At 55.1% G+C, this 25,204-nt stretch carries 26 protein-coding genes and 2 rRNA genes; 18 read left to right on the top strand and 10 right to left on the bottom strand.

What is annotated here, in order from left to right:
* From FHC48_RS08385 to FHC48_RS08375, 3 genes are all read left to right on the top strand, one after another.
* A 23S ribosomal RNA gene (locus FHC48_RS08385) occupies positions 1-227 on the top strand; the annotation flags it as partial.
* A gap of 64 nt (positions 228-291) precedes the next feature.
* Positions 292-407 (top strand): 5S ribosomal RNA (rrf, locus tag FHC48_RS08380).
* Between the two features lie 207 nt (positions 408-614).
* The gene (locus FHC48_RS08375) at positions 615-1,910 is read left to right on the top strand and encodes an MFS transporter (protein WP_008502198.1); all 1,296 of its coding nucleotides are present in this window, start codon (positions 615-617) and stop codon (positions 1,908-1,910) included.
* Here FHC48_RS08375 and FHC48_RS08370 read toward each other — a convergent pair.
* The 5 genes from FHC48_RS08370 to trxC form a co-directional block, all read right to left on the bottom strand.
* Positions 1,907-2,230, bottom strand: a complete 324-nt coding sequence (locus tag FHC48_RS08370) for a YfiM family lipoprotein (RefSeq protein ID WP_008502197.1) — start codon at positions 2,228-2,230, stop codon at positions 1,907-1,909. The genes FHC48_RS08375 and FHC48_RS08370 overlap by 4 nt on opposite strands.
* Before the next feature lie 45 nt (positions 2,231-2,275).
* Positions 2,276-3,631 carry a CDP-diacylglycerol--serine O-phosphatidyltransferase gene (pssA, locus tag FHC48_RS08365; RefSeq protein ID WP_023294337.1) on the bottom strand — a complete coding sequence of 452 codons (1,356 nt, stop codon included), beginning with the start codon at positions 3,629-3,631 and terminating at the stop codon, positions 2,276-2,278.
* Positions 3,632-3,741: 110 nt separating this feature from the next.
* Complete coding sequence (pat, locus tag FHC48_RS08355) at positions 3,742-6,405, bottom strand: bifunctional acetate--CoA ligase family protein/GNAT family N-acetyltransferase (RefSeq protein ID WP_059362906.1); 2,664 nt, start codon at positions 6,403-6,405, stop codon at positions 3,742-3,744.
* Between the two features lie 35 nt (positions 6,406-6,440).
* Positions 6,441-7,139, bottom strand: a complete 699-nt coding sequence (tapT, locus tag FHC48_RS08350; protein ID WP_032653070.1) for a tRNA-uridine aminocarboxypropyltransferase — start codon at positions 7,137-7,139, stop codon at positions 6,441-6,443.
* Positions 7,140-7,208: 69 nt separating this feature from the next.
* On the bottom strand, positions 7,209-7,628 hold the full coding sequence (gene trxC, locus FHC48_RS08345) for a thioredoxin TrxC (protein ID WP_021241886.1): 420 nt from the start codon (positions 7,626-7,628) through the stop codon (positions 7,209-7,211).
* 204 nt (positions 7,629-7,832) lie between these two features.
* On the opposite strand from trxC, the gene FHC48_RS08340 reads away from it, so the two are divergent.
* The gene (locus FHC48_RS08340; protein WP_008502192.1) at positions 7,833-8,933 is read left to right on the top strand and encodes a tRNA/rRNA methyltransferase; all 1,101 of its coding nucleotides are present in this window, start codon (positions 7,833-7,835) and stop codon (positions 8,931-8,933) included.
* 40 nt (positions 8,934-8,973) lie between these two features.
* On the opposite strand, the gene ung is transcribed toward FHC48_RS08340, so the two are convergent.
* Complete coding sequence (gene ung / locus FHC48_RS08335) at positions 8,974-9,663, bottom strand: uracil-DNA glycosylase (RefSeq protein WP_023294333.1); 690 nt, start codon at positions 9,661-9,663, stop codon at positions 8,974-8,976.
* A 314-nt stretch (positions 9,664-9,977) separates the two neighbouring features.
* Here ung and grcA point away from each other — a divergent pair, with 314 nt between their 5' ends.
* Positions 9,978-10,361 carry an autonomous glycyl radical cofactor GrcA gene (grcA, locus tag FHC48_RS08330; RefSeq protein ID WP_008502190.1) on the top strand — a complete coding sequence of 128 codons (384 nt, stop codon included), beginning with the start codon at positions 9,978-9,980 and terminating at the stop codon, positions 10,359-10,361.
* Between the two features lie 52 nt (positions 10,362-10,413).
* Here grcA and srmB read toward each other — a convergent pair whose 3' ends face one another.
* Positions 10,414-11,742, bottom strand: a complete 1,329-nt coding sequence (gene srmB, locus FHC48_RS08325) for an ATP-dependent RNA helicase SrmB (protein WP_008502189.1) — start codon at positions 11,740-11,742, stop codon at positions 10,414-10,416.
* A 132-nt stretch (positions 11,743-11,874) separates the two neighbouring features.
* On the opposite strand from srmB, the gene FHC48_RS08320 reads away from it, so the two are divergent.
* A complete protein-coding gene (locus FHC48_RS08320) occupies positions 11,875-12,612 on the top strand; it encodes a tRNA(1)(Val) (adenine(37)-N(6))-methyltransferase TrmN (protein WP_059360696.1) in 738 nt (245 codons plus the stop codon).
* On the opposite strand, the gene nadB is transcribed toward FHC48_RS08320, so the two are convergent.
* Positions 12,597-14,216 (bottom strand): L-aspartate oxidase, encoded by a 1,620-nt coding sequence (gene nadB / locus FHC48_RS08315; protein ID WP_008502187.1) that lies wholly within the window; start codon positions 14,214-14,216, stop codon positions 12,597-12,599. The two genes, FHC48_RS08320 and nadB, sit on opposite strands and share 16 nt — an antisense overlap.
* A gap of 343 nt (positions 14,217-14,559) precedes the next feature.
* Here nadB and rseD point away from each other — a divergent pair, with 343 nt between their 5' ends.
* The 12 genes from rseD (at position 14,560) to acpS (ending at position 23,972) form a co-directional block, all read left to right on the top strand.
* Positions 14,560-14,643: a rpoE leader peptide RseD gene (rseD, locus tag FHC48_RS23790; RefSeq protein ID WP_223605340.1), complete on the top strand. Its 84-nt coding sequence runs from the start codon at positions 14,560-14,562 to the stop codon at positions 14,641-14,643.
* Complete coding sequence (rpoE, locus tag FHC48_RS08305) at positions 14,640-15,215, top strand: RNA polymerase sigma factor RpoE (RefSeq protein ID WP_006176728.1); 576 nt, start codon at positions 14,640-14,642, stop codon at positions 15,213-15,215. The genes rseD and rpoE overlap by 4 nt, the downstream gene beginning before the upstream one ends.
* Positions 15,216-15,246: 31 nt before the next feature.
* Positions 15,247-15,897 (top strand): anti-sigma-E factor RseA, encoded by a 651-nt coding sequence (rseA, locus tag FHC48_RS08300; protein WP_008502186.1) that lies wholly within the window; start codon positions 15,247-15,249, stop codon positions 15,895-15,897.
* Positions 15,897-16,850: a sigma-E factor regulatory protein RseB gene (gene rseB / locus FHC48_RS08295; RefSeq protein WP_008502185.1), complete on the top strand. Its 954-nt coding sequence runs from the start codon at positions 15,897-15,899 to the stop codon at positions 16,848-16,850. The genes rseA and rseB overlap by 1 nt, the downstream gene beginning before the upstream one ends.
* Complete coding sequence (rseC, locus tag FHC48_RS08290; protein ID WP_008502184.1) at positions 16,847-17,323, top strand: SoxR-reducing system protein RseC; 477 nt, start codon at positions 16,847-16,849, stop codon at positions 17,321-17,323. Before rseB ends, rseC begins: the two co-directional genes overlap by 4 nt.
* A 184-nt stretch (positions 17,324-17,507) precedes the next feature.
* Complete coding sequence (lepA, locus tag FHC48_RS08285; protein ID WP_008502183.1) at positions 17,508-19,307, top strand: translation elongation factor 4; 1,800 nt, start codon at positions 17,508-17,510, stop codon at positions 19,305-19,307.
* A 15-nt stretch (positions 19,308-19,322) separates the two neighbouring features.
* Positions 19,323-20,297, top strand: a complete 975-nt coding sequence (gene lepB / locus FHC48_RS08280) for a signal peptidase I (protein ID WP_008502182.1) — start codon at positions 19,323-19,325, stop codon at positions 20,295-20,297.
* Between the two features lie 222 nt (positions 20,298-20,519).
* Positions 20,520-21,200, top strand: coding sequence for a ribonuclease III (gene rnc / locus FHC48_RS08275; RefSeq protein ID WP_003860711.1), 681 nt, complete (start codon positions 20,520-20,522; stop codon positions 21,198-21,200).
* The gene (gene era, locus FHC48_RS08270) at positions 21,197-22,102 is read left to right on the top strand and encodes a GTPase Era (RefSeq protein WP_220420520.1); all 906 of its coding nucleotides are present in this window, start codon (positions 21,197-21,199) and stop codon (positions 22,100-22,102) included. Before rnc ends, era begins: the two co-directional genes overlap by 4 nt.
* 17 nt (positions 22,103-22,119) lie before the next feature.
* Entirely contained in the window at positions 22,120-22,827 is a 708-nt protein-coding gene (gene recO, locus FHC48_RS08265) for a DNA repair protein RecO (protein ID WP_008502180.1), read from the top strand.
* 33 nt (positions 22,828-22,860) lie between these two features.
* On the top strand, positions 22,861-23,592 hold the full coding sequence (pdxJ, locus tag FHC48_RS08260) for a pyridoxine 5'-phosphate synthase (RefSeq protein ID WP_023325885.1): 732 nt from the start codon (positions 22,861-22,863) through the stop codon (positions 23,590-23,592).
* The gene (gene acpS / locus FHC48_RS08255; RefSeq protein ID WP_032653060.1) at positions 23,592-23,972 is read left to right on the top strand and encodes a holo-ACP synthase; all 381 of its coding nucleotides are present in this window, start codon (positions 23,592-23,594) and stop codon (positions 23,970-23,972) included. Before pdxJ ends, acpS begins: the two co-directional genes overlap by 1 nt.
* On the opposite strand, the gene FHC48_RS08250 is transcribed toward acpS, so the two are convergent.
* Together FHC48_RS08250 and FHC48_RS08245 are read right to left on the bottom strand one after the other, a co-directional pair.
* Entirely contained in the window at positions 23,969-24,229 is a 261-nt protein-coding gene (locus FHC48_RS08250; protein WP_008502177.1) for a YfhL family 4Fe-4S dicluster ferredoxin, read from the bottom strand. The two genes, acpS and FHC48_RS08250, sit on opposite strands and share 4 nt — an antisense overlap.
* Before the next feature lie 46 nt (positions 24,230-24,275).
* The gene (locus tag FHC48_RS08245) at positions 24,276-25,124 is read right to left on the bottom strand and encodes a MurR/RpiR family transcriptional regulator (RefSeq protein ID WP_008502176.1); all 849 of its coding nucleotides are present in this window, start codon (positions 25,122-25,124) and stop codon (positions 24,276-24,278) included.
* Positions 25,125-25,204: the final 80 nt, after the last annotated feature.

The raw sequence follows: 25,204 nt of genomic DNA, 5'->3' as shown, positions 1-25,204 counted from the left end.
CATCACTGGTGTTCGGGTTGTCATGCCAATGGCACTGCCCGGTAGCTAAATGCGGAAAAGATAAGTGCTGAAAGCATCTAAGCACGAAACTTGCCCCGAGATGAGTTCTCCCTGAGACTTTAAGTCTCCTGAAGGAACGTTGAAGACGACGACGTTGATAGGTCGGGTGTGTAAGCGCAGCGATGCGTTGAGCTAACCGATACTAATGAACCGTGAGGCTTAACCTTACAACGCCGAAGATGTTTTGGCGAAGAGACAGATTTTCAGCCTGATACAGATTAACAGAATTTGCCTGGCGGCTTTAGCGCGGTGGTCCCACCTGACCCCATGCCGAACTCAGAAGTGAAACGCCGTAGCGCCGATGGTAGTGTGGGGTCTCCCCATGTGAGAGTAGGGAACTGCCAGGCATCAAACAAGAAGAACCCCGTACCGGAAGGTGCGGGGTTTTTTGCTTTTATCTCCATCCTGGCCTTTCTCTTAATCCCTTATCCTGCTAATGGAATGTGTGATCCCTGTCGCAATGTTATTTATAACAAAATTATAACATTTCATTTACGAGGTTATTGAGCCTTCTGGCTCAATACGCCGCAGTTTATGGCAGGAGCATAATCACAATGACAGAAAGCATGACATCACACGGGACGCTGGCTCACAGTGATACCCGAAGAAGGGTATGGGCAATCATCAGCGCCTCTTCAGGGAATCTGGTTGAATGGTTCGACTTTTACGTCTACTCATTCTGTTCACTCTACTTCGCACATATTTTCTTCCCATCCGGCAACACCACTACACAGCTGCTACAAACGGCTGGGGTTTTTGCCGCAGGATTTTTAATGCGACCCATCGGGGGCTGGCTGTTCGGCCGTATTGCGGATCGTCGCGGGCGTAAGGCCTCGATGCTGATCTCGGTGTGTATGATGTGCTTTGGCTCGCTGGTGATCGCCTGCTTACCGGGATATGAATCGATTGGCACCTGGGCACCGGCGCTGCTTTTGCTGGCCCGCTTATTTCAGGGATTATCGGTGGGCGGTGAATACGGTACCAGTGCGACCTACATGAGCGAAATTGCACTGGAAGGCCGTAAAGGTTTTTACGCCTCATTCCAGTACGTCACGCTGATTGGCGGTCAACTGCTGGCCATTCTTGTGGTGGTGATCCTGCAGCAGATTTTGACGGACGAACAACTTCACGCCTGGGGATGGCGAATTCCCTTCGCAATGGGGGCCGTGCTGGCGATTGTCGCACTTTGGCTACGCCGTCAGTTAGATGAAACCTCTCAGAAAGAGGTCCGGATGCTGAAGGAGGCGGGAACATTCAAAGGGTTATGGCGTAACCGCAAAGCTTTCCTGATGGTGCTGGGCTTCACTGCGGGTGGCTCTCTCAGTTTTTATACGTTCACCACCTATATGCAAAAGTACCTGGTGAATACCACCGGCATGCACGCCAACGTCGCCAGTGTGGTCATGACCGCGGCGCTGTTTGTCTTTATGCTCATACAGCCGATCGTCGGTGCGCTCTCGGATAAAATTGGCCGACGTACCTCAATGCTCATTTTTGGCGGATTATCGGCATTATGTACCGTTCCCATTCTGACAGCGCTTCAGCATGTCTCTTCACCGTATGCCGCCTTTGCGCTGGTGATGGTGGCGATGGTGATTGTCAGTTTCTATACCTCCATCAGTGGGATACTGAAAGCCGAGATGTTCCCGGCGCAGGTCCGTGCGTTAGGGGTAGGGCTCTCTTATGCGGTAGCCAACGCGGTGTTTGGCGGATCGGCGGAGTACGTCGCGCTGTCGCTTAAATCATGGGGAAGCGAAACGACATTCTTCTGGTACGTAACGGGAATGGGGGCACTGGCGTTTGTTGTCTCCCTGATGCTGCATCGCAAAGGGAAAGGCATTCGACTTTAATAGCGCGCCATCTGCCATACGGCATAGCCGGTCGTTGCGCCGGCGACATCCCAGGCGAAATCTTTCCAGCTCCAGCCGCTCCCTGCGGGGCGGCTATCCCACAGTTCTTTTGATGCCCCAAGACCTACTGAGAACATTAACCCGATCGCCGCGCTACGATCCCGGCTGTATCCCTGGTGCTGGGCATATTCATTACCGGCTGCGGACAACATCGCGGAAGCGAGGAAATGCTGTGCTTTGTCCTGTCCGGACCAGCTATCGTTAGCCATATGGCTACAGCCACTCAGGAAGAGCACACTCAGTACCAGAGGAATACGCATCAACGGGCTCCATAAAAAAGCCCTGCGGGTGACAGGGCCTGGATATTACAGAATACGGCTGATAAGTCGGTCGATACGGATACGACGTAAGCGGCGAATAAGCTTGCGAACTTTTACCGGATAATCGGCAATACTCTGCAGTTCGCGGTAGTGATTCACCACGGTCGTATGGGTGCGAATCAGCTCCAGCTCGCGCTCACGTTGGGCGGCTAACTCATGCTGCGGGTCATGAATCAGGATAGCGTTTTCCAGATCCAGTCGCCATGCGCGCGGGTTCAGGTTGTTACCTGTCAGCAGCATCCACTCATCGTCGACCCACATGCCTTTGAGATGGTAACTATTGTCTTCATCTTTCCAGAGACGCACAACCAGCTGGTCAGTGTTGACGTAATACTGTAAGCGGCTCAGGAAACGACGCAGGTTAATCTCATAGAGATAAGGCAGCGCACCAATGATTTTGAACGGCTGATCTTCGGGAATGAAGAAGTCATTTGCCGTTTTATCACCCACGATGATTTCCACTTTTTTACCCTCGCGCAGCAGCTGAATGATATTACGCACCAGCACGGCAGGAAGATTGAAGTATGGCGTGCAGATAGTCAGTTTCTGCTCCGCACACGGCATCAGATGGAAGATCGTTTTGTTCAGCAGGCTTGATTTGCCGAGCCCTACCAGCGGGGTAACGGATAACTCTTCGTTGTTCGCATCGCCCTGGAAATGATAGACCGCATCGCGCAACTCCTGGCGGAAGGCGCGAACATCGTTTTTGATCTCCGGGCTTTTAGGGCGCTCGGGATCGTCAAGACGATTAACGCCACGGCCATGAACCAGATTTTTATCAACCCAGTTGAACATGATATCGGCCATCTGCGGATTACGGATCAGATGGTAGCGGTCGTAGCGATATTTATCGAGCTGATGAAGGTAGACATCATTGAGGCTGGCGCCGCTGTAAAGCACGCTGTCATCAATGATGAACCCCTTGAAATGAAGAACGCCGAGCGCTTCACGGGTATTCACCGGGACGCCATAAACAGGCACGTCAACGCCAGGATTTTCCTGCGCCGTGCGGCAATACCAGTCAGCATTGGTGTTTGATGCTGCAGCGCCAATACGGCCACGCTGGGCGCGATGCCAGTCTACCAGCACGCGAACATCCAGTTCCGGACGCTGACGTTTGGCTTCATAGAGCGCGTTCAGGATCGCGCGCCCGCCTTCATCCTGTTCAAGATACAGTGCCACAATGCAAATGCGTCGCGTGGCGCTGGCAATCTTTTCCAGAAGCGTCTCCCGAAAATGAGCGGGAGCGTAAAAGAACTCTACATCATCAACTGACTGAGAAATCTTCGGTAGTTGAGCAAGGTGTTGTTGATGTTTATTACGCTTAAATTTTGACAACATCACAGTGCGTTTCTTCTCTGTTCATTGAAGGGTTGTCTGTACTATGCAAACAACATAAGCGGACAATGATACCACCAGTCCCGTCCAAAGTGGGTAACATTTCCAGTAGCTTACTCGCGTTTGTCTGCTGATGTCAGACTGAGGGATAAGGCAACAATACCTTCGTCCAGCTGAATATCAACGTCAAACCCAAGTTTTCGCGCCAGGGTCACCATACCGCGATTGTTAGGCATAGTAATGCCATTAAGGCGTAACAATCCGTGATCTCGCGTATAACTGATGAGTTTTTCCAGCAGTCGTCTTCCCAGGCCCAGACCTTTAAGATCGGAGCGCACCAGCACGGCAAACTCCGCATCGACGTTATCCGGGTCAGAAATGGCACGCGTGACGCCGAGGATCTCATCACCCTTATCGGCGCGACGAACGGCAACAAACGCCATTTCTCGATCGTAGTCGATCTGGGTCATATTGGCTAAATCATCGTGGGTAAATTCGTTGATTTCGCTAAAATAGCGATAATAAAGATCCTCTTTCGTGACCTGAGAGATAAAGGCCCGCAGCTGGGGCTCATCTTCCGGCAGAATAGGGCGGAACAGGGCGCGTTCCCCATTTTTCATCTCAACCCACTCCTCCAGCTGCAGAGGGTACGGGCGGATCGCCAGACGGCTCTCGCTGTCTCCTTCGAATGGCGCGATATCGAGGGTCACGTCCAGCGCCGTAAACTCATTCCCGGAGGCGAGCAGCGGATGAATGTCCAGCCGCTGGATCTCGGCACAATCCACAATCAGGTTAGAGACCTGTACCAGGAACTGACTTAGCCCGGCAATATCAAGCGGACGTAGCGCGCTCCGGCCGCGGATCTTTTTGCTTTTAATCGCCTGGATGATCAGATAACGCGCCAGGTTCATGTTCAGCGGCGGTAACGCCACCACGGCCTGCTCCTCCGGGCGCCACTCCACGCCGCCTTCACCCAGCATGATGAGCGGGCCGAAAACGGGATCGTGTTCGACCACCACGCGTAACTCCTGAGCGCCTGCGCGGTTAGCCATGCTTTGCACCAGCAAGCCGTGGATCCTTGCCTGCGGCCAGGCCATTTTGACCCGATCGAAGATGGCATCGGCTGCCTGCTGCACCTCTGCCGCCGTCCGCAGGTAGAGCATCACCCCCTGAACGTCAGACTTATGCGGAATATCCGGCGAACGCAGCTTCAGGGCAACCGGATAGCCAATCTGCTCGGCAATATGCACGGCCTCAGCGCTGTCGCTGGCGATCCAGGTCGGCAGGGTCTGCATCCCGCAGCTGCCCAGAATGGGCTGGACCTCATGCGTATCCAGCGACGTCGCGCCTTCTTCAATCGCCTGCTGCAACAGCCGGTGAACGTCAACGGTATTGGCCGTCAAATTCCCGGGCAACGCCGGCGTCTCGCGGAGCTGTTTCTGGTTGCGGCGATATTCCACCATATGCATAAACGCGGTTATGGTGCCTTCCGGCGTGCGGTAGGTTGGCAGTCCGGCTTCGCTGAACAGGCGTCGCGCCTCCTGCGAAGAAAACTCACCGCACCAGTTGGTGAGCAGGGTGACATATTTGCCTCGCGGATGATTGCGCACGGCATCAATGAGCGCGCGCGCGCTTTCGCTGCCCGGCGCGACCGCGCTGGGGGAGTGGATAATCATCAGCGCGTCGAAATCCTGGCTATCCAGCAAAATGGAAATGGCCCTGATATAGCGGTCGCTACTGGCGTCATCGCGTAAATCAAGCGGATTGCCGGGCGTCACGCTGGTCGGAAGCGCATCTTTCAGGCGCTGCAGCGTCTCTTCACTCAGCGTGGCCAGCTTGCCGAAGCGCCGCCACAGCTCATCCAGCGCGAGTGCGGCAGGAGCGGCGCCGTTACTGACAATCATTAACTTCTCGCCGCGCAACGGGCGCATATGGCTTAACGTTTCAACGGCGGAAAAAAGCTCGTGCGTATCCTGCACCCGCAGCAAACCCGCGCGCTGAATAGCGGCGTCCCAGGCGGGATCCATGCCGGAATGCGACTGCAGCAGACGCTGAGCCGCAGGGCTGCGCCCGCTTTTGATTACTAGGATCGGCTTATTGCGCGACGCGCTTCGCGACGCCGAGACAAAACGACGCGCGTCGCTGAGGTGCTCAAGATAAAGCAGGATCGCACTGGTTTTACCGTCGCGCGCCAGAAAATCCAGCAGCTCATCAACGTCGATATCCAGACTGTCGCCGAGAGCAATGAAGTAGGAGAATCCCATTTCACGCTGCTGCGCCCAGTCGAGGATGGTGTTCGATACCGCAGCCGACTGCGAGATAAACGCGAGCTTGCCTTTGCGGATCGGAACCGGAGAGAAGCTGGCATTTAAGCCCTGCCAGGGGGCGAGCAGGCCGAGACTGTTTGGTCCAAGAATGCGCATTTGATAGCGGCTGGCGCAGGCCAGAAGCTCGGCTTTCTGTTCAGGCGGAGACGAGAGAATAATGCAGGTTTTACAGCCTTTCTTGCCGAGTGATTCCAGCAGTTCCGGGTTCCGTTTCGCGTTTGTACAAAGTACGGCCAGATCCGGTACGAAAGGCAGGCTCTGTACATCAGGCCATGCAAGCACTCCCTGAACTGCCTTATACGCGGGCGTGACGGGCATGACGGGCCCATTAAATCCTCCGGCCAGCAGGTTGCGCATCATCAGATAGCCAGCACGATCCGGTTTCATTGATGCGCCGATGACGGCAATGGATTTAGGACGAAGTAGCGCTTCTAACCCTCGCTGGCTCATGCAGGCCTCCTGTGAATGCAAGCGACCTGATGATTTTAAACGCTTTCCGTCTCGGCTGCTGTGACGCTGCCCTTATGAACGGTTTTTCCTGCCAGATAGCGTTCCCGGAAACAGGAGAAATGGTTGCCCAGGGCGCCAGCCGCAGCGGTATCACCCGCCAGATCCAGAAGCGCAATGGCCACTTCGGCGGTGCAGTATTGCCCGTCAGCATGCGCTTCACGCAGACGGTAGGCGGAGACGCGGGAAAGATCGACAGAAATCACCGGCAGTGCGTCGAGATAAGGGCTTTTGCGAAACATTTTTCGCGCTTCGGTCCAGGTGCCGTCCAGCATAATAAACAACGGCGGTTTACCGGATGGCGGCGTCGAAAGCACCTGGCGATCGACACCTGCATATGACGCAGGGAAAACGACCATCGGCTGATAGTCCGGGTTTGCCACTAAGTCGAGCAGGGCCTGAGGGGGCTCCGTGCGGGACCACTGAAACGCCGCGGTATCCGGCAGAATATCGGCAATCAGGCGACCAGTATTGCTGGGCTTCATCGGCTCGGTATCAAACATGACCAGACAAAAACGGCTCTGTGCCGAACTCGGGGCCAGCGTCTCGCACAGGCAAACCTTCAGCGGCAGCAGGCAACGCTGACAGCGGCGAATACGGTTTCCGCGCGCGAGGAACGGACGGGTGGCGCGCGCAAGGCGTTCGGCGCGTAATTGAAGAACAGCGTTATCAGTCATGGGCGAAATGCAGGAAAAACCCTATTTTCGCAGAGGCGGGAACGGGGCACAAGATGTGCCCCGTGAATGTTACAGTGATTCGTTAAGCCAGCTATCAAACGGGGCTTTAGGCACCGCACCGTTGAGCATGTCGACCACTTCACCCTTTTTGAAAATCATAATCGTCGGGATGCTGCGAATGCGAAAACGGGCGCTCAGTTCAGGTTCAGCTTCAGTATTGACCTTAACGAAACGTATTTTCCCGCTGCGCTCTTCGGCCACGTCTTCGAAGATCGGCGCGAAGCTTCGGCATGGGCCACACCAGGGCGCCCAGAAATCCACTACGACAGGCAGATCGTCCTTGAGGAGTTTGTCCAGCGTAGCACCCGTCGCGTTAATGACATCGCCATCAAACAATTCATGGCCACAACGTCCGCATTTCGCACCATCTTCAATCCGATCGTCCGGAATGCGGTTAAGAGCCTGACAGTTGGCACATACGGTATTCATAACTAACCTCTGATAGAGCCGTGGGACAGCGGCAAGACGCCGATAATGTTTCTAATATGTTACATATTATCAATGAGCCTGTTTGAAACAACAATGCGTTTTATTCAATGAGAACAATAGTCACAGGCTTTTGTACGAAATTATGGCTATGCGCTGGCACATCGGGTAATCTGCGCGCTTCGCGCAGCGCTGGTGGAGAAAAGCATGAACGACGAAATGAAAAACAAAAGCGGCAAGGTCAAAGTGATGTATGTCCGCAGTGATGATGACTCTGATAAACGCACCCAAAATCCGCGTACCGGAAAAGGTGGCGGGCGTCCGGCGTCTTCTCGTGCAGACGGTGGCCGTCGCCCCGCCCGCGATGACAGAAACAACCGCGGTGATGACCGCAAACGTGATGACCGCAAGCGTGACGATCGCAAACGCGATGACCGTCCGCGGGATGACTTCTCACGTGATAACGCCTCCCCGTGGCGCACCGTTTCTCGTGCACCTGGCGACGAAACGCCAGAAAAGGCCGATCACGGCGGTATCAGCGGTAAAAGCTTTATCGACCCGGAAGTGCTGCGCCGTCAGCGTGCGGAAGAGACCCGCGTGTATGGCGAGAACGCCTGCCAGGCGCTGTTCCAGAGCCGTCCTGAATGTATCGTCCGCGCCTGGTTTATTCAGAGCGTAACCCCGCGCTTTAAAGAAGCGCTGCGCTGGATGGCGGCAAACCGCAAAGCCTACCACGTGGTTGATGATGCCGAGCTGACCAAAGCATCCGGTACCGAACACCACGGCGGCGTCTGCTTCCTGATCAAAAAACGTAACGGCACCACCGTGCAGCAGTGGGTCAGTCAGGCGGATGCCGATGACTGCGTGCTGGCGCTGGAAGATGTGGGCAACCCGCATAACCTGGGTGCGATGATGCGTAGCTGCGCGCACTTTGGCGTGAAAGGCGTACTGTTGCAGGATGCCGCGCTGCTGGAATCCGGTGCCGCGATCCGTACTGCGGAAGGCGGAGCCGAGCACGTACAGCCGATCACCGGCGACAGCGTGCTGGATGCCCTTGAGCAGTTCCGCAAAGCGGGTTATTCCATCGTGACCACCTCGAGCCATGCCGGTACGCCGCTGTTTAAAGCGACGCTGCCACGCAAGATGGTGCTGGTGCTGGGTCAGGAACGCGATGGTCTGTCTGATGCGGCGCTCTCCAGTGCGGATCTGAGCGTCTCAATCGATGGGACAGGCAATGTGGAAAGTCTGAACGTATCCGTTGCAACCGGCGTACTGCTGGCCGAATGGTGGCGTCAGAATAAGGCATAAGCCTCTTCATGTGCCGGGCCTGACCCGGCACATTCAAATACTACTCGCTCTCTGCCGGTAACACAGGCATCCAGTCAATTGGCGTTTCGCCACGTTTTTCCAGCCATTCGTTCGCCAGAACAAAATGATTACTGCCAAAGAAACCGCGATGTGCAGACAGCGGTGACGGGTGCGGCGCTTTCAACACGTGATGACGCTGGCGGTCAATAATCGCCCCTTTCTTCTGCGCATGCGATCCCCAGAGTAAAAACACGACCCCTTCACGGTGTTCGTTGATCAGGCTGATGACTTTATCGGTGAACGTCTCCCAGCCCAGGCTGGCATGCGAGTGCGCCTGGCCGGCCCGCACGGTGAGTACCGTGTTCAATAACAGCACGCCCTGGCGCGCCCAGCTTTCCAGGTAGCCGTGGTTTGGTCGGGTAAACCCGGGCACGGTTCCTTCAAGCTCTTTGTACATATTGAGCAGAGAAGGGGGGATCGCCACGCCCGGACGTACGGAAAACGCCAGCCCATGCGCCTGGCCCGGACCGTGATAGGGATCCTGGCCCAGAATGACCACTTTCACATCGCTCAGTTCGGTGTAGCGAAAGGCGTTGAACACATCTTTCTGCGGTGGGTAAATCGTCTGTCCGGACTGACGCTCAGCCGCAACGGTGTTGAGCGTATTGATAAAATAGGGCTGCTGCTTTTCTTCTGCCAGCACGTCATGCCAGGTTAAAGGTGTCGTCATCTCGCTCTCCTGCGAATCTCAATCTCTGACTAGCTTACCTGCTAAAGCCCGGTGAGCAAAATTCCACGCCGAAATGTGCGCTAAGTCGCTAAATTTATGTTGAAAATGTGCAGGTTAAATTGAATTGGTAAAGTGGTGAAATTGATCTAAAGCAATAAATTCGAACCACACTCTTTATGTGGTTGATGTTTTTGTTGATTTAAATCAATAAATCACCGGGGTGTGAATGATATATATACACACAAGAAACAATGGTTTTACCAATTGGCCGCGAGTGGCCGACATCAGTTTATGTAGCCTAAGGGAGGCAACACATGATTACAGGTATCCAGATTACTAAAGCTGCAAATGACGATCTGCTCAACTCTTTCTGGCTGCTGGACAGCGAGAAAAACGAAGCGCGCTGTGTCGTCGCGAAAGCGGGTTTTGCTGAAGATGAAATCGTGCCGGTGAGCAAACTGGGCGAAATCGAGTACCGTGAAATTCCAATGGAAGTGAAGCCAGAAGTGCGCGTGGAAGGTGGTCAGCACCTGAACGTAAACGTACTGCGCCGCGAAACGCTGATGGACGCGGTTGAGCACCCAGAAAAATACCCGCAGCTGACCATTCGCGTGTCTGGTTATGCGGTACGCTTCAACTCTCTGACCCCAGAACAGCAGCGCGACGTTATCGCGCGTACCTTTACTGAAAGCCTGTAAGGCTTCAGCTACGGGGGTGAATAAAAAAGCCGGGGATTGTCCCCGGCTTTTTTTACTCTTCCGTTTTTGTCTCTGATGCGGCAGAGCTTGGCTTACGGCGTTTACCAATATTTTTGGTATCGCGGTGACGCTGCTTCACGCGCGGTTTCTCTTTTTCTTTCTCTTTTCTCTCAGCACGTTTCGCAAGCGCTTTCTTGGACGGTTTACCCGTCATTTTTTCACTCGGCGCACGTGTGGTTGGGCGCAAGCCATCAATAACCCGCGCTTTCAGCGGCTCATCAACATAGCGGCCAATTTTCTGCAGCAGCAGGTAGTCATGCGCTTCGACCAGTGAAATCGCAATACCTTTGCGGCCCGCGCGGCCGGTACGGCCAATACGGTGCAGATAGGTATCGCCGCTGCGCGGCATATCGAAGTTAATGACGTGGCTGACGTCCGGAATGTCGATCCCGCGAGCGGCCACGTCTGTGGCAACCAGCACGTTAACGCGACCGTCGGTCAGACGCTTAATGCCTTCGGTACGCTTGATCTGCGCCATCTCGCCTTCAAGATAGCAGTTATTGATCCCGGCGTTACGCAGCATTTCTGCCAGCTCGTGCACGCGCTCGCGCTTACGCACAAACACGATTGTGCGCAGCGCGTCTTCCTGCTTCAGCAGGTGTTTGAGCAATTCGACCTTGTGCTCAAGGTTGTCCGCGCGGTAGTACCACTGGTGGATCTTCTTACGCTCACGGGTGGACGGCGTTGCCGACACTTCTACCGGATCTTCCAGCAGACGCTCTGCGAAGTCTTTAATCGCTTCCCCTTCGAGGGTGGCAGAGAACAGCATCGTCTGGTTACGCCAGCGCGTTTCCCCGGCAATGTGCTCGATATCCTGTGCGAAGCCCATGTCCAGCATACGGTCGGCTTCGTCGAGGATCAGCGTTTCAACCGCGCGGCAGTCAAAGTTCTCTTCTTTAATGTACTGCAGCAGGCGGCCTGTCGTCGCAACGACGATGTCCTGGTTTTCGCTGAACACTTCGGCGTGGTTCATATACGCAACGCCGCCGGTGATGGTAGCGATATCCAGATGGGTATTTGCCGCGAGTTCACGCGCGTGATCGGCCACCTGCATGGCCAGTTCGCGCGTCGGCGTCAGGATTAAAATACGCGGCGGGCCAGATTTTTTGCGTGGGAAGTCGAGCAGATGCTGCAACACAGGCAGCAAATAGGCTGCAGTCTTCCCCGTACCGGTTGGCGCAGAACCGAGCACATCGCGGCCCTCAAGCGCAGGCGGAATGGCCGCTGCCTGAATGGCGGTCGGGCGTGTGAAGCCTTTGCTCTCAAGTGCATTGAGCAGGCTTTCATCGAGTTCAAGTTCGGAAAAAGTCGTTACAGTCATGTTCTACCTCTGTGTGGGGCGCTGATTATAGACGTTACGGCTGTAATCTTCATCTGTTTGTACGGATATCGCTTTTCGGCCACTTCGCTTTCCCCTATGCTACTCCAGTTTCACTTAGAAGGTTGCCCCGACATGTCTCAACTCAAAGCGCAACTGCGCCGCGATGGTTTTACGTTTAAACAATTTTTTGTCGCTCACGATCGCTGTGCCATGAAGGTCGGTACAGACGGTATTTTACTGGGAGCGTGGGCGCCTGTCGCAGGGGTTAAGCGTATTCTTGATATCGGTACTGGCAGCGGGCTGGTGGCATTGATGCTGGCGCAGCGCACGGACGAGCATGTCACCATTGATGCCGTCGAACTGGACGCGGAGGCGGCAGAGCAGGCGAGTGACAATATGGCCGAATCGCCCTGGGCAGCCCGCATGAAAGTGGAATGTGCGGATGTGCTCGCCTGGGCGCCTGAACAAACCGCGCGTTACGATTTGATCGTCAGCAACCCTCCCTACTACGAGCCCGGCGTTGAGTGCGGGACACCCGAGCGCGAACAGGCGCGTTATACCCGTTCCCTCGATCATAAAGCGCTGCTCACCAGCGCGGCCGAGCTTATCTCCGAAGAGGGTTTTTTCTGCGTGGTCCTGCCTGAGAGTACGGGCAACACGTTCATCGGTATCGCGCAGGAGATCGGCTGGACGTTACGTCTGCGTACCGACATTTCGGATACGGAAGGCCGACTGCCGCACCGCGTGCTGCTGGCGCTCTCGCCGAAAGAGGGGGAATGCTTTAACGATCGAATGGTGATCCGTGGGCCAGACCAGCGTTATTCCGAAGATTACACTGCCCTGACCCAGGCGTTTTATCTGTTTATGTAAACCTGCGGGGCGAGGATCGACGGGCCGGATTCAGCAAGCTGATCCGGGTAGTCCAGGGTATAGTGCAACCCGCGGCTCTCTTTACGCATCATCGCGCAGCGAACGATTAGCTCGGCAACCTGCACCAGGTTGCGCAGCTCCAGCAGATTATTCGATACGCGGAAATTGGCATAATACTCGTCAATTTCCTGCTGCAGCATAGTGATGCGGCGCAAGGCGCGTTCCAGACGTTTCGTGGTGCGCACAATCCCCACGTAATCCCACATAAACAGCCGTAGCTCATGCCAGTTGTGCTGGATCACGACCAGCTCGTCCGGGTTATCCACGCGGCTTTCATCCCAGGCAGGCAGGCGCTCTGTTTCGCGGGCGTAGGGCATGCGTTTCGTGATGTCTTCTGCGGCCGACCAGCCGTAGACCAGGCACTCCAGCAGCGAGTTAGAGGCCATACGGTTCGCGCCGTGAAGTCCGGTATAACTGACCTCACCAATAGCATAAAGACCATCCACATCGGTACGCCCATGATCGTCAACCATCACCCCACCGCAGGTGTAGTGGGCGGCTGGCACAATGGGTACCGGATCGCGGGTTAAATCGATGCCAAGGTTGAGCAGTTTTTCGTAAATCATCGGGAAGTGCTGACGAATAAACTCTGCTGGCTTGTGGCTGATATCAAGATACATGCAGTCCACGCCAAGACGCTTCATTTCATGGTCGATGGCGCGGGCAACGATATCGCGCGGGGCCAGTTCTCCACGGGCGTCAAAGTCCGGCATAAAGCGGGTGCCGTCAGGGCGTTTCAGATAGGCGCCTTCGCCGCGCAGGGCTTCCGTCAGCAGGAAGTTGCGCGCCTGAGGATGGAACAGGGCGGTTGGGTGAAACTGATTGAACTCAAGATTCGCCACCCGGCAGCCGGCGCGCCAGGCCATCGCGATACCGTCTCCGGAGGCAATGTCCGGGTTCGTGGTGTACTGATACACTTTAGAGGCGCCGCCCGTAGCCAGCACCACAGCCTTCGCCTGGCAGGTTTCCACCTTCTCTTTATTGCGGTTCCACACCCAGGCGCCCACCACGCGACGCGTGCCCGGCAGGCCAATCTTGTCGGAGATAATCAGATCAACGGCATTGCTTCGTTCAAGCACCCGAATATTAGGATGGCTCAGCGCCTTGCCGACCAGCGTGGTCTCCACTTCTTTTCCGGTGGCATCCGCTGCGTGCAGGATGCGGCGGTGGCTATGGCCGCCTTCGCGCGTCAGGTGATAGCTCTCTTCACCGTTGGGTTGAACCTGCGTATCGAATAAGACGCCCTGGTCGATGAGCCACTGCACGCAATGGCGGGCATTGCTGGCGACAAACTCTGCGGCGTGCGCATCCACGATCCCGGCCCCGGCAATCAGCGTATCGTCGACGTGGGAGGCAATGCTGTCTGTCTCATCAAACACGGCGGCAATCCCGCCCTGGGCATAAAACGTGGAACCCTCGCTTATCGGCCCTTTACTCAGAACGATAACGTTTTGATGCTCCGCCAGGCGTAGCGCCAGAGAGAGACCGGCAGCGCCGCTGCCGATGATCAGTACATCACAATGGAGTTCAGGTGTTGTGTTCATGATTGTTGTTTAATTTACTAAACAGTGTTGGCTCAGAATAGCACCTGAATGCGATTTATCGCACGTTTTTTTTAACGGGTGTTGCAATGGCTAAACGCGTAAGCGGAGGTAAACGGAGGGTAAATGAGTGAAATTATTTTGCGAAGCAGATCGTTAGCGTCAGATTTTGTGATGAAATAAAGACTGGGTTGCGTTACTCTTCTGGCGGGAAAAAGATGTTTCTTGTCAGAAAGTGGTGCGTATCGTGAACAGACTTATAATGAGAGAAAATGAACAGTCTGCGGCGCGATGAACAAAAACAAAGGCGTTACGGAACTTATTGAAGATCAGACACTCTAATTCGGTGCTTGCTCAAAGTGCGGTATTTTTAGAGTGGCGTTTCGATAACGCGTGGAATTTAGGTTTGGGGAGACATTACCTCGGATGAGCGAGCAGTTAACGGACCAGGTCCTGGTTGAACGGGTCCAGAAGGGAGATCAGAAAGCCTTTAACTTACTGGTGGTGCGCTACCAGCATAAGGTGGCGAGCCTGGTTTCCCGCTATGTACCGTCAGGTGATGTGCCTGATGTGGTGCAAGAGTCTTTTATTAAGGCCTATCGCGCGCTGGATTCGTTCCGGGGAGATAGTGCTTTTTATACCTGGCTGTACCGTATTGCGGTCAATACGGCAAAGAATTATCTGGTCGCTCAGGGCCGTCGTCCGCCTTCTAGTGATGTGGACGCAATCGACGCCGAAAACTTCGAAAGTGGCGGCGCATTGAAAGAAATTTCGAACCCTGAGAACTTAATGTTGTCAGAAGAACTGAGACAAATCGTTTTTCGCACGATCGAGTCGCTCCCGGAAGATTTACGCATGGCAATTACGTTACGGGAGCTGGATGGTCTGAGCTATGAAGAGATAGCCGCTATCATGGATTGTCCGGTCGGCACGGTACGTTCACGAATTTTCCGTGCGCGAGAAGCTATTGATAATAAAGTTCAACCGCTTATCAGGCGTTGACGATAGCGGGATACTGGAAAAGGTATTAGGCATGCAGAAAGAAAAACTTTCCGCTTTAATGGATGGTGAAACGGTGGATAGTGAGCTGCTCAACGAGCTGTCTCATTCTCCCGAAATGCAAGAGACCTGGGAGAGTTACCATCTCATCCGTGACACCCTTCGCGGTGACACCGGCGAGGTTCTCCATTTCGATATCTCAGCCCGCGTCATGGCGGCGATTGAGAATGAGCCTGTTCATCAGACCACTCCGCTGATTCCTGAAGCTCAACCCGCACCTCACCAGTGGCAGAAAATGCCATTCTGGCAAAAGGTGCGTCCGTGGGCCAGCCAGCTTACCCAAATGGGTGTGGCTGCATGCGTATCGCTTGCAGTTATCGTTGGCGTCCAGCACTATAATACTCAGTCTGAAACTAATCAGCAGCCAGAAGCGCCAGTGTTTAACACACTGCCGATGATGGGCAAAGCCAGCCCGGTAAGCCTGGGCGTACCGGCTGATGCTTCCGCCAGCGGCGGCCAGCAACAGCAGGTTCAGGAGCAGCGCCGTCGCATTAATGCGATGTTGCAGGATTACGAGTTGCAGCGTCGTCTGCACTCTGAACAGCTTCAGTTTGAGCAGGCGCAGACACAGCAAGCTGCTGTGCAGGTGCCCGGAAACCAAACTTTAGGAACGCAATCGCAGTAATGAAGCAACTTTGGTTCGCCATGTCTCTGATGGCGGGTAGCCTGTTCTTCTCTGCCAACGCCTCGGCTGATGTATCATCCGGGGCGTTGTTGCAGCAAATGAATCTGGCCAGCCAGTCACTCAATTACGAGTTGGCATTTATCAGCATCAATAAGCAGGGCGTCGAGTCGTTACGCTATCGCCATGCCCGTCTTGATAATCAGCCGCTCGCCCAGCTTTTACAGATGGATGGCCCGCGTCGGGAAGTTGTCCAGCGTGGTAACGAAATCAGCTATTTCGAACCCGGCCTGGAGCCTTTCACGCTCAATGGCGACTATATCGTTGATTCCCTGCCGTCACTCATTTACACCGACTTCAAACGGCTTGCCCCTTACTACGATTTTATTTCGGTAGGGCGTACACGTATTGCGGACAGACTGTGTGAGGTGATCCGCGTTGTCGCCCGGGATGGAACGCGCTACAGCTATATTGTCTGGATTGACGCGGAAACCAAACTCCCCATGCGTGTAGACCTGCTTGACCGTGACGGTGAAACGCTGGAACAGTTCCGCGTTATCTCCTTTAGCGTGAATAACCAGGTTGGCAACAGCATGCAGAATCTGGCTAAGGCCAGCCTGCCGCCGCTGCTTTCCGTTCCGGCAGGCGATTCCGTTAATTTCAACTGGGTACCTGCCTGGATCCCGCAAGGATTTAGCGAAGTGTCCAGCAGCCGTCGCCAGCTGCCAACGATTGAAACGCCGGTGGAATCACGCCTCTATTCCGATGGTTTGTTCAGCTTCTCGGTGAATATCAATCGCGCAACGGCAAACAGCACTGAACAAATTCTGCGTACCGGGCGCCGTACGGTGAGCACAACGGTACGCGATAATGCAGAGATCACCATTGTGGGGGAACTTCCTCCGCAAACGGCGAAGCGCATCTCCGACAGCATTAAATTCAGGGCCGCACAATGATCAAAGAATGGGCGACGGTAGTCTCGTGGCAAAACGGCATCGCGCTGGTGAGCTGCGATGTAAAAGCCTCATGCAATAGCTGCGCATCCCGAGCCGGTTGCGGCAGCCGCGTGCTGAATAAGCTCGGGCCGCAAACCTCGCACACGATTTCTGTGCCGAGCGAACAGCCGCTGATGGCCGGGCAGAAGGTTGAACTCGGCATCGCGGAAGGCAGCCTGCTCAGTTCCGCCATGCTGGTCTATCTCTCTCCGCTGCTCGGGCTGTTTATCATGGGCGGCGTTTTCCAGATGCTGTTTGGCACCGACGGTGCCGCCATGTGCGGTGCCGCATTAGGTGGTCTGGGGGGATTCTGGCTTGCCAAAGGCCTCTCCCCGACGCTTGCCGCGCGCGAGGAGTGGCAGCCTGTCATTCTCAGCGTTGGGCTGGCGCCAGACCAGCTTCGCGTTGAGACGCTCTCTTCTGAGGCCCGGTGATTCATCGGGCTTTGTCATTTTTACGTCTTAAAACAGAAAACGTCCTTTCTTCACGCTATACCTGGCGCTAAGTCCATTTCCAGGTAGCGGAGATGTAGTGTAGAATGCTGCGTTTTCGCACTGAAAAACGTCAGGCTAAGAACAGCGGCCTCCAGGAATTCGTAAGGCATAATTATTTAACTATATGAAGAACATACGTAACTTTTCGATCATTGCTCACATTGACCACGGTAAGTCGACGCTGTCTGACCGTATTATCCAGATTTGCGGTGGCCTGTCTGATCGTGAAATGGAAGCCCAGGTTCTGGACTCCATGGACCTGGAACGCGAACGCGGTATCACCATCAAGGCGCAGAGCGTCACGCTGGATTACAAGGCGGCTGATGGCGAAACCTATCAGCTGAACTTTATCGACACCCCAGGCCACGTTGACTTCTCCTATGAGGTTTCACGCTCGCTCGCGGCCTGTGAAGGCGCGCTGCTGGTAGTCGATGCCGGGCAGGGCGTAGAAGCCCAGACCCTGGCAAACTGCTACACCGCGATGGAAATGGATCTCGAAGTTGTGCCGGTTCTGAACAAGATTGACCTGCCAGCCGCCGATCCTGAGCGCGTCGCGGAAGAGATTGAAGATATTGTCGGCATTGACGCGACCGATGCCGTGCGCTGCTCTGCGAAAACCGGCGTCGGCGTGACCGACGTTCTGGAACGTCTGGTACGTGATATTCCGGCCCCGGAAGGCGATCCGGATGCCCCGCTGCAGGCGCTGATTATTGACTCCTGGTTCGATAACTATCTGGGCGTTGTCTCCCTGGTGCGTATTAAAAACGGCACCATGCGCAAAGGCGACAAAATCAAGGTTATGAGTACCGGACAGGTCTATAACGCCGACCGTCTGGGTATCTTCACGCCAAAACAGGTTGACCGTACCGAGCTGACATGCGGCGAGGTAGGCTGGCTGGTGTGCGCCATCAAAGACATCCTCGGTGCGCCGGTGGGCGATACCCTGACAGGTGCGCGTAACCCGGCAGAAAAAGCGCTGCCAGGCTTTAAAAAGGTGAAACCGCAGGTTTACGCGGGCCTGTTCCCGGTCAGCTCTGACGACTACGAAAACTTCCGTGATGCGCTTGGCAAGCTGAGCCTGAACGATGCCTCCCTGTTCTACGAGCCAGAAAGCTCAACGGCGCTGGGCTTCGGCTTCCGCTGCGGCTTCCTCGGCCTGCTGCACATGGAGATCATTCAGGAACGTCTGGAGCGTGAATACGATCTGGACCTCATCACCACCGCGCCGACGGTAGTGTATGAAGTTGAAACCACCTCGAAAGAAGTGATCTACGTCGACAGCCCGTCCAAGCTGCCGCCGCTGAACAATATTCACGAGCTGCGTGAGCCTATTGCCGAATGTCACATGCTGCTGCCGCAGGAATTCCTCGGTAACGTCATTACGCTGTGTATTGAGAAGCGCGGCGTGCAGACCAATATGGTTTACCACGGTAACCAGGTCGCACTGACCTACGAAATCCCGATGGCGGAAGTGGTACTCGACTTCTTCGACCGTCTGAAGTCCACCTCCCGTGGCTATGCGTCACTGGATTACAACTTCAAACGCTTCCAGGCCTCCAACATGGTGCGTGTGGACGTGCTGATCAATGGCGAGCGTGTGGATGCGCTGGCGCTGATCACCCACAACGACAATGCGCCATACCGTGGCCGCGAGCTGGTTGAGAAGATGAAAGATCTGATCCCGCGTCAGCAGTTCGATATCGCGATTCAGGCGGCGATTGGCAACCACATTATCGCGCGTTCTACCGTGAAACAGCTGCGTAAGAACGTTCTGGCGAAGTGCTATGGCGGTGACGTCAGCCGTAAGAAAAAGCTGCTGCAGAAGCAGAAAGAAGGTAAGAAGCGTATGAAGCAGGTCGGTAACGTCGAGCTGCCGCAGGAAGCATTCCTTGCCATCCTTCATGTTGGTAAAGACGGCAAATAACCCTAAGGAGTTGGCATGGCGAACATGTTTGCCCTGATCCTGGTCATTGCTACCCTGGTGACAGGTCTGCTGTGGTGTCTGGATAAGTTTATCTTCGCCCCAAAACGTCGTGAACGTCAGGCTGCCGCACAGGCAGCCACTGGCGATGGTATTGACGCGAAAACCCTGAAGAAAGTCGGTCCGAAACCGGGCTGGCTGGAAACGGGCGCCTCGGTGTTTCCGGTGCTGGCGATTGTGCTGGTGGTACGTTCGTTTATTTACGAACCGTTCCAGATCCCATCAGGTTCAATGATGCCAACGCTGCTGATTGGTGATTTTATTCTGGTAGAGAAGTTTGCCTACGGCATTAAAGATCCGATCTACCAGAAAACGCTGATCGAGACCGGTCATCCGAAACGTGGCGACATCGTGGTGTTCAAATATCCGGAAGATCCGCGCCTGGACTACATCAAGCGCGCGGTAGGTCTGCCGGGTGACAAAGTGACTTACGATCCGGTTGCGAAAGAAGTCACCGTTCAGCCAGGCTGCAGCTCCGGTACTGCATGTGAAAACGCGCTGCCAATCACTTACTCGAACGTTGAGCCAAGTGATTTTGTGCAGACCTTTGCCCGTCACAACGGCGGCGAAGCGAGCAGCGGATTCTTCCAGGTACCGAAAGGCGAAACCAAAGATAACGGTATTCGTCTGGTTGAGCGCAAAGAGACGCTGGGTGACGTGACGCACCGGATCCTCACCGTGCCAATCGCGCAGGATCAAGTGGGTATGTACTATCGTCAGCCGGGCCAGCAGCTGGCAAGCTGGATTGTACCGCCAGGCCATTACTTCATGATGGGTGACAACCGCGATAATTCTGCGGACAGCCGTTACTGGGGCTTTGTGCCGGAAGCGAATCTGGTGGGTAAAGCGACCGCAATCTGGATGAGTTTTGAGAAGCAGGAAGGCGAATGGCCGACCGGCGTACGCCTGAATCGTATTGGCGGAATCCATTAATTCTCACTAAATGAACGTGTAGCCGCGAATTAACGCGGCTACACGAATTATTTCACCGATAAATCTCTTCGAACTAACGACATCCCCTGTCGTTGTGTATAGAATATTCCCCCGAAGTTTAAGGTTGGCCCTGCAAGGGTGCCACGGCACACGAAACCGCGTTGGTTTTCTCAGGTCGGTTTCGTGTGCTGCATTTTTGACGCATTCATTTATTGGTATCGCATGAACCCCATCGTAATTAATCGGCTTCAACGGAAGCTGGGCTACACTTTTCATCATCAGGAGTTGTTGCAACAGGCATTAACCCACCGCAGTGCCAGCAGCAAACATAATGAGCGTCTCGAGTTTTTAGGCGACTCTATTTTAAGTTTCGTGATTGCGAATGCGCTTTATCATCGTTTCCCGCGCGTGGATGAAGGTGATATGAGCCGCATGCGTGCCACGCTGGTTCGGGGTAATACCCTTGCGGAAATCGCGCGCGAATTTGAGCTGGGCGAATGTCTGCGTCTTGGGCCGGGTGAACTGAAAAGCGGCGGCTTCCGTCGTGAATCTATTCTTGCCGATACGGTCGAAGCATTAATTGGTGGTGTGTTCCTGGACAGCGATATCCAGACCGTCGAAAAGCTGATCCTGAACTGGTATCAGACCCGTCTGGACGAAATCAGCCCGGGCGATAAACAAAAAGATCCCAAAACGCGTCTGCAGGAATATTTGCAGGGCCGTCATCTGCCGCTGCCATCTTATCTGGTGGTGCAGGTTCGTGGCGAAGCGCACGATCAGGAATTTACCATCCATTGCCAGGTCAGTGGCCTGAGTGAACCGGTGGTGGGCACAGGTTCAAGCCGTCGTAAGGCTGAACAGGCTGCCGCCGAACAGGCGTTAAAAATGCTGGAGCTGGAATGAGCGAAGAAAAGACCTATTGCGGATTTATTGCCATCGTCGGACGTCCGAACGTCGGCAAATCCACCCTGTTGAATAATCTGCTTGGGCAGAAGATTTCTATCACCTCGCGTAAGGCGCAGACCACGCGTCACCGCATCGTCGGTATCCATACTGAAGGCGCGTATCAGGCGATCTACGTCGATACCCCTGGCCTGCACATGGAAGAGAAGCGTGCCATCAACCGTCTGATGAACAAGGCGGCGAGCAGCTCGATTGGCGACGTGGAGCTGGTGATTTTCGTTGTGGAAGGCACCCGCTGGACGCCGGACGACGAGATGGTGCTGAACAAGCTGCGCGACGGCAAAACGCCGGTCATCCTCGCCGTCAACAAAGTTGACAACGTGCAGGAAAAGACCGATCTGCTGCCGCATCTGCAGTGGCTCGGTAGCCAGATGAACTTCCTCGACATCGTTCCGCTGTCTGCGGAGACGGGTCTGAACGTGGATACCATCGCGGGCATCGTGCGCAAACATCTGCCGGAAGCGATTCATCACTTCCCGGAAGAGTACATCACCGATCGCTCTCAGCGCTTTATGGCGTCTGAAATTATCCGTGAAAAGCTGATGCGTTTCCTGGGCGCTGAACTGCCGTACTCTGTGACGGTGGAGATCGAGCGTTTCCAGAGCAACGAGCGCGGCGGCTACGACATCAACGGCCTGATCCTCGTTGAGCGTGAAGGGCAGAAGAAGATGGTGATCGGCAATAAAGGCGCCAAGATCAAAACCATCGGCATCGAAGCCCGAAAGGACATGCAGGAGATGTTCGAAGCGCCGGTTCACCTTGAACTGTGGGTGAAAGTGAAATCTGGCTGGGCCGATGATGAGCGTGCTCTGCGCAGCCTCGGTTACGGCGAAGACCAGTAACACAAGACGACGAGCATATGGATGGATGGCAGCGCGCCTTTGTCCTGCATAGTCGTCCCTGGAGCGAAACCAGCCTGATGCTGGACGTCTTCACGGAAGAGTCGGGCCGCGTGCGCCTTGTTGCAAAAGGCGCACGTTCCAAACGTTCTAACCTGAAAGGTGCCTTACAGCCTTTCACGCCGTTGCTGGTCCGCTTTGGTGGGCGAGGGGAAGTCAAAACCCTGCGCAGCGCCGAAGCCGTCTCCCTGGCGCTTCCTCTCTCCGGCATCACGCTCTACAGCGGTCTGTATGTCAATGAACTCATCTCACGCGTTCTAGAACATGAGACCCGCTTCTCTGAACTTTTCTTTGATTATCTGCACTGTATCCAGGCGCTGGCTGGCGCAACCGGTACGCCCGAGCCTGCGCTGCGGCGTTTTGAGCTGGCGCTGCTGGGCCATCTTGGGTACGGGGTCGATTTTCTGCACTGTGCGGGCAGCGGTGACGAAGTGGAAGACACCATGACCTACCGCTACCGTGAAGAAAAAGGCTTCATTGCCAGCGTCGTGATCGACAACAGCACCTTTACCGGGCGTCAGCTCAGGGCGCTTTATGAGCGCGAGTTTCCCGATCAGGATACCCTGCGCGCAGCAAAACGCTTTACCCGGATTGCCCTCAAGCCGTATCTTGGCGGCAAACCCTTAAAGAGCCGCGAATTATTCAGGCAGTTTGTGCCGAAACGTTAGACCACAGAATCGAAAAGAAAACCGAGGATTGTCATGGCTGAATTACTGTTAGGCGTCAACATCGATCATATCGCCACGCTGCGTAATGCGCGCGGCACGGCGTATCCCGATCCGGTTCAGGCGGCGTTTATCGCTGAACAGGCTGGCGCCGACGGCATTACCGTTCACCTGCGTGAAGACCGTCGCCACATCACTGACCGCGACGTTCGCATTCTGCGTCAGACGCTGGACACCCGTATGAATCTGGAGATGGCGGTCACCGAAGAGATGCTGGCGATTGCCTGTGAGACCCAGCCGCACTTCTGCTGCCTGGTGCCGGAAAAACGCCAGGAAGTCACGACCGAAGGCGGTCTGGACGTGGCCGGCCAGCTCGACAAAATGCGCGATGCCTGCAAGCGCCTGGCTGATGCCGGTATCCTGGTTTCGCTGTTTATTGACGCCGACTTCACCCAGATTAAAGCGGCAGCCGACGTGGGCGCGCCGTATATCGAAATTCACACCGGCTGCTATGCCGATGCCAAAAACGATGCCGAGCAGGCGAAAGAGCTGGAGCGTATTGCTAAAGCGGCCACCTACGCGGCGAGCCTGGGTCTGAAGGTCAATGCCGGTCACGGCCTGACCTACCATAATGTGAAGGCCATTGCCGCCATCCCGGAAATGCACGAGCTGAACATCGGTCACGCGATCGTTGGCCGCGCGGTGATGAGCGGCCTGAAAGAGGCGGTCGCAGAAATGAAACGCCTGATGCTGGAAGCGCGTCAGTAATGGCCATTCTGGGCTTAGGCACCGATATCGTGGAAATAGCCCGCATTGAAGCGGTGATCGCCCGCAGCGGCGATCGCCTCGCAAGGCGCGTGCTGAGCGATAACGAATGGGCCATCTGGGAAGCGCATCAGCAGCCGGTGCGTTTTCTGGCGAAGCGTTTTGCGGTAAAAGAGGCGGCCGCCAAAGCCTTGGGGACCGGCATTCGTAACGGTCTGGCGTTCAACCAGTTTGAAGTGTTTAACGATGAGCTGGGTAAGCCAAGCCTGCGTTTATGGGGCGAGGCGCAAAAGCTGGCAGAGAAGCTCGGCGTGAATCACGTCCACGTGACGATCGCGGATGAGCGTCACTATGCCAGCGCAACGGTGATCATCGAAAGTTAAAGTTTGTCCGCGTGGTGCATCAGGACAAACTTATCCCACAGCTGCTCTTCGCTCTCGACGTGTGCCGGATCCTTCAGGATGGTATTGGGGATCGGGCACACTTTCTGACAGGTCGGCGTTTCATAGTGGCCGATGCATTCGGTGCAGCGGTCGCTGTTAATCTCATAAATGCTGTCGCCCATCGAAATGGCCTGGTTCGGGCATTCGGGCTCGCACATATCGCAATTAATGCATTTTTTGGTAATTAACAGCGCCATCAGGAAATTCTCAGAAACAACACAAACTGGGCGGGCATTATACGCGTCAAACCAGTTTCTTTACCAGTTCTTCGCTGTGGCGAATGCGCTCGGGCGCACGCTCCAGATCCTGCTGCACCAGCGCCATAAACAGCAGGTCCGTCAGCATCATTTGTGCGCTGGTGGACGAGATAGCCGCGCTGCGCGTGGCCTGTTCCTCGGCAATGGTATATAAACAGCGCGTGGCCCGCTGCTGTAGGGCATTCGGCGTAAAACCGGTGATCGCCAGAATTTTACCGCCGACGCGCAGGACTTCGTCGGTGGCCATGTTGATCTCACGGCGCTCGCCGGAATAGGAGATCGCCAGCAGCAGATCGTCAGGATCCATCGCCTGTACGGTCGCCAGTAGGGCGTGCATATCCTGCTCGACGATGGCGTTAAGGCCAATTTTTGTCAGCTTCCAGCCAAAGTTACGCGCCACAAGTCCGGACGCGCCGATGCCGGTCAGAACGATCCGCCGCGCGCCGCGCAGCATCGCCACGCTCTCCAGCAGCTTCTCTTCCGTATTCACATCGAGCGTCGCATGCATGGCCGCCACGTTCTCTTTGATCAGCTTTTCGCCGACCAGCCGCATCGGATCGTCTCCGCGGATCTGATTATGCACCGGCATGGACTGCGGGTTAGGGTTACTGACCAGCGCTTCACTGATCGCCAGCTTGAGGGCAGGGAATCCCTTAAAGCCAATCTTCTGCGCAAATTTCACCACGCTGGACTGGCTCACCCCGGCTTCACTCGCCAGCTGCTGCGAGCTGAGATGGCGCGCGCGATCGGGTTGAGAAAGCAGAAAATCCGCCAGCTTCTTGTCGCTTTGGGCAAAGCCTGCGTAGCGCTGGCGAATGCGAATTAAACAGTTCATACGGTCTCCTGGCGAAAATGTGATTATCTGCGCAAATACGGATTTTGCTCGCCTGAATGAATTTTATATTCCATTATAGT

The organism is Enterobacter sp. EC_50 (assembly GCF_019584525.1).
GTDB classification, from domain to species: domain Bacteria; phylum Pseudomonadota; class Gammaproteobacteria; order Enterobacterales; family Enterobacteriaceae; genus Enterobacter; species Enterobacter roggenkampii.
Note: the sequence above shows the minus strand (reverse complement) of the source record. Positions and strands in the feature narration are given on the sequence as shown.

Excerpts from the sequence above, each read along its gene's own strand:
- acpS (WP_032653060.1), top strand. The coding sequence starts at position 23,592 with ATGGCCATTCTGGGCTTAGGCACCGATATCGTGGAAATAGCCCGCATT.
- FHC48_RS08250 (WP_008502177.1), bottom strand. The coding sequence starts at position 24,229 with ATGGCGCTGTTAATTACCAAAAAATGCATTAATTGCGATATGTGCGAG.
- FHC48_RS08320 (WP_059360696.1), top strand. The coding sequence starts at position 11,875 with ATGTCTCAACTCAAAGCGCAACTGCGCCGCGATGGTTTTACGTTTAAA.
- srmB (WP_008502189.1), bottom strand. The coding sequence starts at position 11,742 with ATGACTGTAACGACTTTTTCCGAACTTGAACTCGATGAAAGCCTGCTC.
- FHC48_RS08370 (WP_008502197.1), bottom strand. The coding sequence starts at position 2,230 with ATGCGTATTCCTCTGGTACTGAGTGTGCTCTTCCTGAGTGGCTGTAGC.
- lepB (WP_008502182.1), top strand. The coding sequence starts at position 19,323 with ATGGCGAACATGTTTGCCCTGATCCTGGTCATTGCTACCCTGGTGACA.
- rseA (WP_008502186.1), top strand. The coding sequence starts at position 15,247 with ATGCAGAAAGAAAAACTTTCCGCTTTAATGGATGGTGAAACGGTGGAT.
- rpoE (WP_006176728.1), top strand. The coding sequence starts at position 14,640 with ATGAGCGAGCAGTTAACGGACCAGGTCCTGGTTGAACGGGTCCAGAAG.
- pssA (WP_023294337.1), bottom strand. The coding sequence starts at position 3,631 with ATGTTGTCAAAATTTAAGCGTAATAAACATCAACAACACCTTGCTCAA.
- FHC48_RS08245 (WP_008502176.1), bottom strand. The coding sequence starts at position 25,124 with ATGAACTGTTTAATTCGCATTCGCCAGCGCTACGCAGGCTTTGCCCAA.
- rseC (WP_008502184.1), top strand. The coding sequence starts at position 16,847 with ATGATCAAAGAATGGGCGACGGTAGTCTCGTGGCAAAACGGCATCGCG.
- era (WP_220420520.1), top strand. The coding sequence starts at position 21,197 with ATGAGCGAAGAAAAGACCTATTGCGGATTTATTGCCATCGTCGGACGT.
- pdxJ (WP_023325885.1), top strand. The coding sequence starts at position 22,861 with ATGGCTGAATTACTGTTAGGCGTCAACATCGATCATATCGCCACGCTG.
- lepA (WP_008502183.1), top strand. The coding sequence starts at position 17,508 with ATGAAGAACATACGTAACTTTTCGATCATTGCTCACATTGACCACGGT.
- rnc (WP_003860711.1), top strand. The coding sequence starts at position 20,520 with ATGAACCCCATCGTAATTAATCGGCTTCAACGGAAGCTGGGCTACACT.
- grcA (WP_008502190.1), top strand. The coding sequence starts at position 9,978 with ATGATTACAGGTATCCAGATTACTAAAGCTGCAAATGACGATCTGCTC.
- pat (WP_059362906.1), bottom strand. The coding sequence starts at position 6,405 with ATGAGCCAGCGAGGGTTAGAAGCGCTACTTCGTCCTAAATCCATTGCC.
- FHC48_RS08340 (WP_008502192.1), top strand. The coding sequence starts at position 7,833 with ATGAACGACGAAATGAAAAACAAAAGCGGCAAGGTCAAAGTGATGTAT.
- recO (WP_008502180.1), top strand. The coding sequence starts at position 22,120 with ATGGATGGATGGCAGCGCGCCTTTGTCCTGCATAGTCGTCCCTGGAGC.
- tapT (WP_032653070.1), bottom strand. The coding sequence starts at position 7,139 with ATGACTGATAACGCTGTTCTTCAATTACGCGCCGAACGCCTTGCGCGC.
- ung (WP_023294333.1), bottom strand. The coding sequence starts at position 9,663 with ATGACGACACCTTTAACCTGGCATGACGTGCTGGCAGAAGAAAAGCAG.
- trxC (WP_021241886.1), bottom strand. The coding sequence starts at position 7,628 with ATGAATACCGTATGTGCCAACTGTCAGGCTCTTAACCGCATTCCGGAC.
- rseB (WP_008502185.1), top strand. The coding sequence starts at position 15,897 with ATGAAGCAACTTTGGTTCGCCATGTCTCTGATGGCGGGTAGCCTGTTC.
- FHC48_RS08375 (WP_008502198.1), top strand. The coding sequence starts at position 615 with ATGACAGAAAGCATGACATCACACGGGACGCTGGCTCACAGTGATACC.
- nadB (WP_008502187.1), bottom strand. The coding sequence starts at position 14,216 with ATGAACACAACACCTGAACTCCATTGTGATGTACTGATCATCGGCAGC.